Raw genomic sequence first — 12,485 nt, forward strand, 5'->3', positions numbered from 1 at the left:
GCTTAAACAGCTCAAGGTTTCAGATCGAACTGGTGGAGTTTCTTCGCTGCCGTGCCGAAGTGCCCAAGCTGGTACACCGCCGCACCTGCTGGCGAGAACGTGAACGTATCAAACGGTTCGGCGATCATCTTGTCCAGGTACTCTCTGGGTGCAAGGCCGGTGGTGACGTGCGGATGGTAGTTCTCGCCAGAAGACTTAGGCACGAAGTCCGAAACGTAAGTGATCAAGGCAGGGAGGACCTCAGGAACGTCGCCGGTGACGAACGCGGCTGAGGTTCCAGTTTTCACCGTGAACGGGGCCACCGCGTCGATCACCTGCATTTCCAGTTTGATCAATTCGGGAGTTGGCTTGATGACAATGCCCGAGAGGCCAAGGTCTTTGTCTGGTATGTAGTAATACTTGATAGCTTCCAACTTCAGGCCGGTCACATTGGTGCTGGCGAAGACTTTACCGACGGCGGCATACACTTTTTCAAGATTCTCGGTGAGGACGAAACGCTGTACCAAGGTGATGTGGGGGCGGTGTGTGGCGTCCAGCGCAAAGCCCTTCGGGAAAACTTTGAGCAGGCGGTCATTCACGGCTTGCGAGTGCTGGAGCATCGTATTGTCCGGCTCAAGCAGGATGTCGATGGCCGTGACCGCAGGTGTTGCTTGCTGAGCATGCGCAGTCGCACCCAAAATCACCAAGGCGCAAGCCATCAAGCCTTTCAACACAAAAGGTTTGAGGTTCTTCGTCATGAGTTGCATGGCTGTATTCCTCTCTTCGTTTGCAGATTATTGGCGGGGGCTAACATTAATTATTTGTCGAAGGCAAAAATACGTTTCCAGTCGTCCTTCATGCTGACCACGATCCACCCCTGATTTTTCGCCTGCTCATCTAGCGCGGCAGGGAAGGCACCAAGTTTCACATCTGGCAGTCCGCGAGCCGGGCCGTAGGCATATTCGCGCGTCGCATCATCATGCAGGACCAGTAGCATAAGCCGCGCGCCCTTGCCGCCCTGCGTGTACTCCAGCATTTCTTGATCGCCACTCGAATTGCCAAATGCGGCAATCGGGCGCCGGCCAATAAACTGGTTGATGCCGACGGGCTTTCCGCCCTTGTCGTCAATGAAGTTCAACTCAGGCAATCGCACTATCACCGGTTTTCCGTCACGCAGTTCAAACTGCGTCTTGATGCTACTGCCGACGACCTGTTCTGGAGGCACTCCGTAAACCTGCTCCGTCCACACACGCATGAACTCAATGCCACCGCCAGAGACAATGTAAGTCTTAAAGCCGTTCTCGCGCAGATAAGCGAGCACTTCGAGCATCGGCTGATAAACCATTTCTGTGTAGTGCTTGCCAGTTTTTGGATGCGTTGCGGTGGCAAGCCAATCCTTGACCACCTGCTCAAACTCCACAGTAGTCATGCCGGCATGCGTGGCCATGATGAGTTCCAGTAAGGCGTGGTCTCCTCCGGCGAGCGCTGTTTTCAGATCCCCCTTGAGCAATGAGCTAAAGGGTTCCTGTGTCTTCCACTCGGGATGCTGTGGCGCAAGTGCTTTTACACGGTCAAGCGCGAAGTAAAGCTGAACGGGCATCGGCTGCTCGCACCAGAGCGTGCCGTCGTTGTCGAAAGTAGCGATGCGTTCAGCGGCCGGCACAAAGTCTGGTGAGCCCGGTTTTGTCACCTTCTCCACGAAGTCTACGATGGATTGCTTGGCAATCCCGTCGTGCCACAAGGGCAACGGATCAGCAGCATGGGCGATGTTTGTAGCGAGCACCAACGCGCCAACAAGCGTGATGAAGAGGAATCTAAGTGAACGTACAGTTTTCATGGACACGTCCTGTCAGATTTTAGGGAAGTCCTTCAGCCAATATGGCCTGAACTCAACACATGGGTGCCACGCAATCAGGGGTTGGTAACCGATGTTGAATCCCCCCTGATTACGCGGTGGACGAGATGCAATTCGCGACCTCGGCCAAGGTCACCACGGCGGTTTCAGTTGTCAGCTGGGATCTGAATCTTGATGCCTTCTTTTTCAAGGTCGTCGCGCACTGACTGGAATTTCTGGTACTTGGACAATTCGATCGGGCCGTCGTAGCTCATGCTTTGCAGTTTGCGAGGAGGATACTGAACATAGGTTTTCATCAGCTTCGCAATTGCTGTGCTGATAGGCACCATCGTCCAGGTATGCTCGGTGTAGTTGTTCATGAAAATGTCATAGCGTTCCTGTGGATCTTGCAGCAAGTCGAATACTTGCGGCACGGTTGCTACGTATTTGGTTGGCCCCTTCCAACCCTGGTTGGTGTCGACGGCCAGACCGCCCGTCACGGCGCCATTGTCGCCACGCAGGTTGAACACCGCCTTGTAGTTGCCGACACGGGCAGCCCCTGGGGACAGTTCGTTCTCGGTGAAGTAGAACCACTCTTTGCGAGGATCAGGGCCGGTACCGAGCAGCACCGGGGTCATGTCATAGCTGTCGAAGATGATCGGTTTGCCTTCGCGATCCTTGTCCGGCAGCTTGACCCCAGCCACGGAGGCGAAGGTCGCCATCAGGTCTAGGCCGCCCATAATGTCGTGATTTTTGGTGTTCGGTTTGATTTTACCCGGCCAAGCCATGATCGCCGGAACCCGGTTGCCACCTTCACGCACCGTGCCTTTGGTACCACGGAAGGGCGTGTAGCCAGCGTCCGGATAAACATCCTGCCAAGCGCCGTTATCGGTGGTGTAAACCACCAGGGTGTTTTTATCCAGACCCAGCGCTTTTAGCTTGTCCATGATGCGGCCAATGCGGGTATCGAGTTCGACGATTGAGTCGGCATATTTAGTCTTGGAGATCGACTTGTGCACAAACTCCGGTGCCGGCAAGTTCGGCTGGTGTACTTTCATGAAGTTGACGTTGATGAAGAACGGTTTATTGGATTTTGACGCGGTGTCGAGAAATTCCAGCGTGGCTTTTTCCACATAGTTGTCAAAGAACGGAATGCCGACCACACCGGGTTTGCCATCAATGACCGGCGTGTCTACGTACTGACCGTTGATCTTGAACTCCTCAACCGGCTTTTCCCCGGCTTTGGCCGACAACGCGCCCTTCGTCACTTTGGCAAACATCGCTCGGGTTTCATCATCCATGTCCGGGAACCAGGTAGGGTCCGCGTAGGTGTAAGCGTTCAGGTGATACAGGCCGACGTACTTCATTACGTCGTAACCTTGAGCATTGGGTAGCGCGTAATCGTCTTCGCCCAAGTGCCACTTGCCGGTGAAATAGGTGTCGTAACCACCGGTTTTGAGTACTGATGCCAGTGTCCATTCCGCTGCTGGCAAGCCACCACCCTGACCCTGAAAGGCTACCGTGGTCATGCCGCTCCGGTTGGGGATGCGCCCGGTTTGCATGGCAGCCCGGCCCGGTGTGCAACTGGGTTGAGCATAAAACGAGTAAAAGGTGGTGCCTTCTGCGGCGAGTTCATCAATGCTCGGCGTCGGCATGCCTCGACCTACCCCCCCTCCGTAGGGGCCCAAATCTCCATAGCCAGTATCGTCGGAGACGATAAACAGAATATTGGGTTTTTCGGTTTGTGCTGCCTGGACAACACCGTTCATCGCTATCAGCAATGAACAAGCAAAGTAAAACCTGGAGAAGCATGGGAGCCTTTTCATGCCTGGTTTCCTTTCTCAAAAGCTGATCCTTTGCTCACCCAACAACGCGATGAGTGCAAGCCAAGGATCCTGCGAGGGACCACCCAATCAACAGCCTGGACAGATCTGGAGACTCGCTAACTTCGAAATAGAAATTCCCACACACTATTCAGGGTTAATGTCGAAGCCTAGTACGAAAGGTTTCGTGTCGTTTGATGCCTTCATACCGCTCGTCGAATATGTCGGCTCTAGGGCATTTGTAGCTCGATCAGGCAGTGCAGTGCAGTGCAACGGGTCGCTTTCTGTCTCTCGCGACTTATGCAACCTTGAAGATCACCTCCCGGCCAATCACCTTCAACGCAGCATTGATCAGTGTCTCGATCTAAGCGACCTGGACCATATTGATAATCTAGACTGACCCTCTTAGACAGAAAGTGAGCAACAGGTCGCATTCAATTATTTGTTCACGTTTTTTAATAGAAAGTGCGAAAGCGCGGGAATCAGAACCAACGCCCCGACCATGTTCCAGACAAACATGAACGTCAGCAGGATGCCCATGTCTGCCTGGAACTTGATCGGCGACCAGGCCCAGGTGATGACACCGGCGGCCAGGGTGATGCCCACCAGCGCCACCACTTTGCCGGTGAACGCCACAGCGTTGCGGTAAGCCTCGGTCAACGACAACCCGGCACGTTGCTGCGCCAGCTGCACGCTCAACAGGTACAGCGCGTAGTCCACGCCTATCCCGACACCGAGGGCGATGACGGGCAACGTGGCAACCTTCACCCCCATGCCCAGCACGACCATCAACGCCTCGCAGAGGATTGAGGTCAGCATCAATGGCACCACCGCCACCACCACCGCGCGCCAGCTGCGGAAGGTGATGAAACAGAGCAGGATCACTGCGCCATACACGTACAACAGCATGGTGCGGTTGGCCTCACGCACCACGATATTGGTCGCCGCCTCGATCCCGGCACTGCCGGCGGCGAGCATGAACTGGCGCTCGCCCTTGCTGTGCTCACGAGCGAAGGTTTCGGCCACCTGCACCACGCGGTCGAGAGTCTCGGCCTTGTGGTCCGACAGGTAGGCCACGATCGGCATCATCGAGCAGTCATTGTTGAACAGGTCCGGGCTGCTGACCGAAGCCTGTTGCGCACCGTAGTTCAGCACGTTCTGGTTACGGGCGATGGTCAGCCACTTGGGGTTGCCTTCATAGGAACCGGCCGTGATCTGCCGCACGGCATTGACCAATGACACAGTGGTTTGCACGCCCGGTTGCTGCTGCAACAACCAGCCCAGGCGATCGGCTTCCACCAGGCTTTCGTACTTCAGGCAACCTTCGCTCGGCGTCTTGAGCATGATCGCGAACTGGTCGCTGGACAGTGAGTAATTGCTGGTGATGTAGGCATTGTCGCGGTTGTAGCGCGAATCGGCGCGCAGTTCCGGTGCACCGGGGTCGAGGTCGCCAATCTTCAGGTGATGACTGATGACAATCCCTCCCACCGCCAGGACACCCGCCACGCTCACTGCGATGGTGGCCCAGCGGCGCTCAGTGAACTTGTCGAGAAAACTCCAGACCGCGCCCATCCCTTTGCCACGCAATGCCTTGTTCTCGGCGCGCAGGCTGCGCTCGGCCGCCTTGCGACTGACGCCCCAATACGACAGCAACACCGGCAGCAACACCAGGTTGGTGAAGATCAGCACGGCGACGCCCAGGCTGGCGGTGATCGCCAGGTCCTGGATCACCGGGATGTCGATCAGCATCAACACCGCAAAGCCCACCGCATCGGCGAGCAACGCCGTTAGCCCGGCCAGAAACAGGCGACGGAAGGTGTAGCGTGCAGCGACCAACTGATGGGTGCCGCGCCCGACGTCCTGCATGATGCCGTTCATCTTCTGCGCACCGTGGGACACGCCGATGGCGAACACCAGAAATGGCACCAGAATCGAGAACGGGTCCAGCGCAAAGCCGAACAGCGCAACCAGGCCTAACTGCCAGACCACCGCGATGACCGAACAGAGAATCACCAGGGCGGTACTGCGCACGCAACGGGTGAAATAGAAGATGATGGCCGTGGCAATCACGGCGGCGGCGCCGAAGTACAACATCACCTGCATCAGGCCATCGATCAGGTCACCCACCAGCTTGGCGAACCCGATCACGCGGATCTTCAGCGGGCCTTTGCCCTCCTCGCCCGCCACGCGTACGCTGCCGGCGAATTCATACTTGCCGCGCAGTTTTTCCTCGAGGGTTTTCGAGAACCGGTGGTAGTCGATGCCCTGCCCGGTCACGGGGTCTTTCTCCAGCAGCGGCACGAAGATCATGCTCGACTTGAAGTTGTTGCCGATCAGGCTGCCGACGATGCCTGACCGGGCGATGTTCTGCCGCAACTGCTGCACGCTCTGCGCGGAGCCGTCATAGGAGTCAGGCATCACCGGGCCACCCTGGAAGCCCTCCTCGGTGACTTCGGTCCAGCGCACCGCCGGGGTCCATAGGGACTTCATCCAGGCACGGTCGACGCCCGGTGTCACGAACAGTTCGTCGTTGATTTCCTTCAAGGCGTCCAGATAGCGCGGGTCGAAAATATCACCGTTGCTGCTTTCCACCACCACCCGAACCGCGTTGCCCAGACCGCGCAAGGCCTGCCGGTTTTCCAGGTAGTTCTTGATGAAGGGCTGGCTCTGCGGAATCATTTTTTCGAAGCTGGCATTGAGCGTCAGCCGCGTGGCCGCGAAATAACCCAGCGCCACGGTCACCAGCAGACAGGCCAGCACCACCCACAGGCGGTTATTGAAAATCAGCCGCTCCAGGACGTTACCGGACCGGGCATCGAAGCCCTTGAGCTCGCGCACGACCGGCATTGTTTCGAGTTCGTAGTGACCCATCATGGTGTTCTCTTAGTAATGCCGGGCTTATTCGAGGGGCAATTGCCGCAGGCCTCGGGTGCCTGCCAGCACCAGTGAACCGCCGCTGGCCACTTGTGCGGCGGCGACCGGCGCCAGCGCTGTATTGGGCTGCTGTTGAAAACTGGCACCGTCGTCGGTGCTGATCAGCACGTGGCCGGCCTGACTGACCAGGACGATCCGGCCATCGGCGGTGACGCTACTGGCCGTGATGCTCAGCGGCAGGCCAAGGTCGACTTTGTTCCAGCGGATCCCGTCATCGGTACTGCGAAAGACGTTGCCTCGCAGGCCAAAAACGAGCACGACACCGGGCTTGCCGGTGACGCCGAAGAAACTGCCGTTGTACGGCATCGGCAACGCGTTGAAACGACCGCTTGCGCGATCCAGCTTCATCACCAGGCCCTGCTCGCCAACAATGAACAACTCATCACCGACCGGCCGCATCGCATACAGGTTCAGGGCACCGGGGTTGTCAGTGAGTTCCAGCAACGGCGTCCAGTGCTGGCCACCATCATCGGTACGGAAAATCAGGTTGAACGCGCCGACGATGTAGCCGACCCGCTCGTTTTCGAACCAGACATCGAGAAAGGGTTTGTCGGCGCCCTCCTCGACCATGCGCTGCGCTTCGCCGACCCGTGCCTGAAGGTTCGCATCGTCCGGTTGGCGGGTGAGCCGACGCTGGTACTCAGCGAGCATGATCGGGCCGACCTGGCGTCCGTCCAGTTGCCGGCTCCAGGTCTTAGCGGCATCGCTGCTGTGCAGCACCACGCCGTCGTGGCCCACCGCCCAACCCTGTTGCGCCGTCGGAAAATGCACGGCCACCAGATCGGAGCTGACCGGTACTTGAGCCTGTTGCCAATGCTGGCCGGCATCATCGGAATACAGAATGTGTCCACGCTGCCCCACGGCAACCAGTCGCTCGCCGGCACGCGCCAGCCCGGTCACCATGGCGTGTACAGCCAACTCGCTGCGCAACGCCGGGGTGTCGAGCACATCGGCAAATTCGCCGGCAATCACCGGGCGAGTGAAGGGTACGGCCAGGGCAGCCGACAAGGCGGCGAGAAGGAACCACTTGATTATTGTCATTATTGTTATCTCGGGTGCACACCACAGGCCCCTGCAGGCGCGAGCTTGTTCGCGCCTGCAGGGTCGTGGGGGGTTAGCGGATACCGGTACCCGCCAGCGACTCGGCAGACCACTGGGCCTTGGACAGTGGGTCGATGTACTTGAGACCACCGTAAGGTCCGTAGAAACCATTCACGTTATAAGCACCGGAAACCAGGTCGTAGAGCATGTGGTTGATGGTGTCCGGAGCCTGCACGTCGTAGCTGTAGGTCAGATGAGAGAAGCCGCCGCGATAGAGCTGGCCACGGGCGTCATACTCGTCGGACGCCAGGGCAATCCAGCTGTCCTCGTCGAGGTAGAAGGTGCGCTTGCTGTAGATGTGGCGCTTGCCTGGCTTGAGCGTGGCTTCAACGACCCACACCCGATGCAGCTCCCAACGCAACAGGTCGGGGTTGACGTGGTTGGCCTTCATCACGTCGGTTGCGTCCTTGTGATAACTCATTTTGTAGGTGTTGTACGGCACATAGAGTTCTTTCTTGCCGACCAGTTTGAAGTCGTAACGGTCCATCGCACCGTTGAACAGGAACGCATCGTCATAGGTGGCAGCACCGACAGTGCCGGGGTTGGGTGTGTCGTAAGCCAGGTCCGGCGCCAGTTTCACCCGGCGTTGTCCCGGCAGGTATTGCCAGGCGCGACGTGGCTGTTGCAGCGGGTTGACCGAGTCCATGAGCAACAGTGCTTCCCCGGCGCGACGGGCCGGACCGGTGTAAGTCAGCTTGATCTTGTAGAAGGTTTCATCGGGGGTCACAGGCCCCGCAGCCCGGGTCGGCGCGTAGAGCGGGTATTCAATGTTGAACACGCCCGTGGAGCTCAAGGAGGCGGCGCCGGAGGAGTCGACGTTCCACGAGTCGTACTTGTTGGTCATGGCCACGCCCTGATAGCGCAGCAAGTGGTTCCACATCGCCTCGTTGCCGTCAGCCGGGATCGGAAACGGTACGCCGGGCAGGACATTTTCCAGCGACAGGCCGCCATCGGTGGTCTTGGCGGTGACGGCGTTTTTCGCGGTGTTGTCCAGTACGGCCTTGGGCAGCGCGACGCTGCGGTGAGTCGGGTACACGTCGAGGCGATAGCTCGGGTAACGGGTGAGCAATGCCTGGGCCGTCACCGTGAGCTTGTCTTTCTGCTCGGCGAGGTTTTTGCCGGTAATCACCAGGCGCGGCTTCTCGGACTCGAACGGGTCGGGCCGGAAGGAGTCGCCGGGTTTGAACCCGGCCGGAATCGCCGTCAAGCCACCGGTGTATGCCGGAATGCTGCCATCGGCATTGGCCGCTTTGTCAGCGCCCACGGCGGTCAGGCTGGTGCCAAGCTTGGTCGCTTGATCGGCACTGACAGCCGCATGGGCGGAACCGGCGACGGCCAGCGCCAGGGCGGTGGCCAATAGGGATTGAGTCAAATGCATGGGGGTGTCTCCTGTTAACTCACGGCTCGAAGATCAGAGGGTGGTTTTGAAAGTGAAAGTGACCATGCCGCGATCCTTGAGCTGGGCCGGGGTACCCGCAAATGCCGTGGTCTGGCCCGGAACGCAGTTGTACTGGCCGTTGGCACCAGGGGCGGCACCATCGCCATGCACCGCAGCGCCGCCGGCAGATCCGCAGGTGTCGAAATCGCCGAAGTTATCGACGTATTTGAGATCGAAGCGGTATTGGCTGTGCACGTCCATGCCGACGCCGACCGAGTAACTGCCGGTGCCTTTGTTACCGCCCAATTGCACGGCGGACTGACCGGCGAGACCGACGTTGTAGCTGACCGGCAGGAACATATCGATGCCGGGAAATACCTGATACCAGGTCGGGTTGAAGTTCATGCCGATGATGTAGTTGTCCTTGGACACCTTATCGACGCCGTGATACCAGTCCTCGCCCTTGAACAGTTGCTTGTTCTCGGTCACGTCGAGCCAGCGGCTATAGCCGAGCTCAACCAGCAACGTCGACGTATCCCATAGAGGCGTTTCGCCAAAGGTGGTCAAACCGTTGAGCACGGCGTGCACGGTATTACCCCGCGCGACACCGTTGTCGCCATCAAAGCTGGCTATGAAGCCAGGGGCATTCGCCGCACCCAAGGTCGGGTTGACGGTGGCCGGCACGCTGGACAGTGGCATGTTGTGGCGATAGTTCAGATCGAAACCGACACTCACACCTGCGACGTTTTTCGACAGGCTGAACCCATAGACGTCGATGTCATCCACGTAGAACTGGTTGTAACTGCCGGCATTGCCCGAAGCCAGTTGAGCCGGGCCGACGGCGACCGGTTGCAGCACCAGGTTGGGCAGGATGTCCGAAGTCTTGCGGTAGTAAACGCCCATGGTGCCGTCGAGCCACGCCGGGCTCCACTTGGCCATCAGACCGAAGTCGCCACTGTTATGAGGGGTGTAGGTGTGGCCGTTGGTCAGGCGCAGGAACTGATTGGCGCCCAACGGTCCCGGGGTACCGAAACGTGGATTCTGCGCAGCGATCAGCGACAGGTTATGCCCGCCACTCTGCAGGCCGTCGTTGAATCCCAGGTACGTGCCTGACTCCGGCAGACGCGCGGCGTCCCAGTCGAGGAAGTACTGCGCGGCGAGGGTCAGTTCCGGGTTGACGGTAAAGCTTGTGGACAGCTGGTTACGCGGAATGAACAACTCTTTGGCTTCGGTGCCCGGTACAGCCAGTGCCTTGGACAAATCCAGGCCTGACTGGCCATAACTGTTGCCGTGGGCAAAGGCCAGCACGCTTTCACCCCAATACAGCGTGTGTTTGCCGGCCTTACCGCTCAACAGGGATTCGTCGCCGATCTCGGTACTGCCGAAGACAAAGGCGTCGAGAATTTCCGAGGACGGACCATTGTAGTAACGGTCGGCATAGCCGCTCTGATGGTTGGCGTCGGGCTTGCCATTATTCAGCTGGTTGGTCGATGGGTTGAAGCTGCCCACATCTTCATAGGCATGGTCGTACCAGCTGTTGGCACTGACCCGAAAGCCCATCTGTTTCTTGTACACCACGTCCAGTTCCGACAGCACATCGAGGCGCTGGGCAACAGGGCTGCCGGAAGAGAAATTGCGATTACCGTCGTTGTTATTCCACGAGTTGGCCAGTTTGCTGTTCGGCGCTTCGACCCGCTGGGCGTAGTTGAATTTCAAGGTGTTGTCGAAGCGAACCGAAACGTCCTCATTTCCGGTATCGAACTCGAACGCCTGCACAGGCGTCATTCCCAACCCGGCGAAAACCGCCGATGCCAGCAGCCCGCGCCGCAGATTTGGATGGCAGATCTTATTGTTGTTATTCATCTAGCGTGCTCGCCTTCTCTGTGGTTTCACGAAAAGTCATTCAAGAAAATGCCGATACGGCGAGTGCGCCCTGCTCTAAGGAGCGCACGCCAAATCGGTCGAGGCTGTTGTATCGCGAGGGGTGGGTGGGTCGCTGGTCAATTGGGCTAATTCATCGGTCAGCGCAATGTGGACGCGACAAAGCGACCCTGCAGGAACTGCCGAAGGGGTGGCCGGTGTTGGGACGATCGTTTGTGCTTAATCAATCAAGATCAATAGGTCACAGCCTGCGGCAGCGGCTGCACCGATCGAATGCAGAAGCTGCCGCAGGCGGCGATCTTTGATCTTGCGTTTCAACCCTGCTGACGAAAATCCGTCGGTGACAACCCGGTCCATCGCTTGAAGGCGCGGGTGAAGTTGCTGGTGTCGCTGAAACCCAGCAGGAAGGTGATTTCCGTGACCGGGCGGGACGCCTGGCTCAGGTAGCTGCAGGCCAGTTCCTTTCGGGTGTCATCGAGCAATTGCTGGAAACTGGTACCGCGTTGGGACAGCTTCAACTGCAGCGTGGTCGGGCTCATGAACAAGGCACTCGCCACCTTGTCCCGGGTGCAGTCACCGTCCGGGAGAAACTCGATGATCTTCTGGGTCACGCCGGTAATCACGTCGCTTTTATCCAGGCGCGCCAGATAGCTGATGATGATGTTGTCGTTGACCTGCGCCAGTTCCGGGCAGGAACCACTGAGCGCCTGCATCAAGTCCGCCCTGTCGAAAACCAGCAGGCTGCTGGCCTGGCCGAACAAGACCGGTGCCCTGAACAAGGTTTCGTACGGGGTGGCGCCCTCATGGGGCATCGGCCGGCGCAACTCCACGCGTACCGGCTTGAATTCCTGCTTGTAGATCAAGCGCATGGTCCGAATCAGGAAGCCGAAAAATGCGTCCTCGGTTTCGCTGCTGAGCTCGAGCAGATGGTCGAAGCGCATCAGCACGTGTTCGTCAGTCTGAGTGAGGCTGACCTTGGCCACCTGGGACACCAGGCGGAAGTAGCGCTCCAGGCGTCGGCAGAAGTCCATCAGCGTGCCGCTGGCCGCCAGCGAATAACCCAGGGCATGCAGGTGGGTCAGGTGAATATGCCTGGCCACGGTCAGCCCGAAATACGGGTTGTTGGTCACATCGACGCAGGCTCGATACAGACGCGTCATCGTCGCCGCCGGCAAGCGGGTCATCGGGTCGGTAGAGACATCCAGTGGAATGCCCATGGCCAAAAAAATCCGTTTGCTGTCCACACCGCTGGCGTCCAGCGCCCGGGCAATTGCCACGGTATAGCTGCCAATGGTCGTGGGTTGTAACGCCTCTTCACGCAACGAAATATCGTCGCCCGGCGTCTCCGTGTTCGAACCTGACATGTGCCTGCCTTTAGTGGATGCGAACGTCGATACTCGCTCCCGATCATGCATCGGTCAATGATCAGGCCGGAACATGTCCACGTCGTTCCGATGCTTGGCGTGATAGTCACCTGCCCCGCTGACCAGCGAATTCATTCTATTGACCAGTGACAAACCGGCCAGATGCTCACAATGCGCTCAAGTTATGCCTC

At 58.4% G+C, this 12,485-nt stretch carries 8 protein-coding genes; all 8 read right to left on the reverse strand.

Translation table 11 applies throughout. The features are described from left to right. Window positions 1–11: 11 nt before the first annotated feature. The 8 genes from GQ39_RS10330 to GQ39_RS10365 all read right to left on the reverse strand — a co-directional run bounded on the left by GQ39_RS10330 (window position 12) and on the right by GQ39_RS10365 (window position 12,294). A complete protein-coding gene (locus tag GQ39_RS10330; RefSeq protein ID WP_090462088.1) occupies window positions 12–746 on the reverse strand; it encodes a hypothetical protein in 735 nt (244 codons plus the stop codon). 50 nt (window positions 747–796) lie between these two features. Continuing rightward, complete coding sequence (locus GQ39_RS10335) at window positions 797–1,816, reverse strand: HAD family hydrolase (protein WP_047529495.1); 1,020 nt, start codon at window positions 1,814–1,816, stop codon at window positions 797–799. Between the two features lie 164 nt (window positions 1,817–1,980). After that, window positions 1,981–3,639 (reverse strand): arylsulfatase, encoded by a 1,659-nt coding sequence (locus GQ39_RS10340; RefSeq protein ID WP_047529497.1) that lies wholly within the window; start codon window positions 3,637–3,639, stop codon window positions 1,981–1,983. Window positions 3,640–4,074: 435 nt separating this feature from the next. Next, window positions 4,075–6,507 (reverse strand): efflux RND transporter permease subunit, encoded by a 2,433-nt coding sequence (locus GQ39_RS10345; RefSeq protein WP_047538710.1) that lies wholly within the window; start codon window positions 6,505–6,507, stop codon window positions 4,075–4,077. Window positions 6,508–6,534: 27 nt separating this feature from the next. Beyond that, window positions 6,535–7,611 (reverse strand): WD40/YVTN/BNR-like repeat-containing protein, encoded by a 1,077-nt coding sequence (locus GQ39_RS10350; protein WP_047529498.1) that lies wholly within the window; start codon window positions 7,609–7,611, stop codon window positions 6,535–6,537. Window positions 7,612–7,684: 73 nt separating this feature from the next. Beyond that, window positions 7,685–9,049: a DUF1329 domain-containing protein gene (locus GQ39_RS10355; RefSeq protein WP_047529501.1), complete on the reverse strand. Its 1,365-nt coding sequence runs from the start codon at window positions 9,047–9,049 to the stop codon at window positions 7,685–7,687. A gap of 33 nt (window positions 9,050–9,082) precedes the next feature. Further along, window positions 9,083–10,912 carry a DUF1302 domain-containing protein gene (locus GQ39_RS10360; RefSeq protein ID WP_047529502.1) on the reverse strand — a complete coding sequence of 610 codons (1,830 nt, stop codon included), beginning with the start codon at window positions 10,910–10,912 and terminating at the stop codon, window positions 9,083–9,085. A 332-nt stretch (window positions 10,913–11,244) separates the two neighbouring features. Further along, window positions 11,245–12,294, reverse strand: coding sequence for an AraC family transcriptional regulator (locus GQ39_RS10365; RefSeq protein ID WP_052193539.1), 1,050 nt, complete (start codon window positions 12,292–12,294; stop codon window positions 11,245–11,247). Between the last annotated feature and the right edge of the window lie 191 nt (window positions 12,295–12,485).

Source organism: Pseudomonas sp. 11/12A, assembly GCF_000800055.1.
Lineage (GTDB): Bacteria > Pseudomonadota > Gammaproteobacteria > Pseudomonadales > Pseudomonadaceae > Aquipseudomonas > Aquipseudomonas mohnii.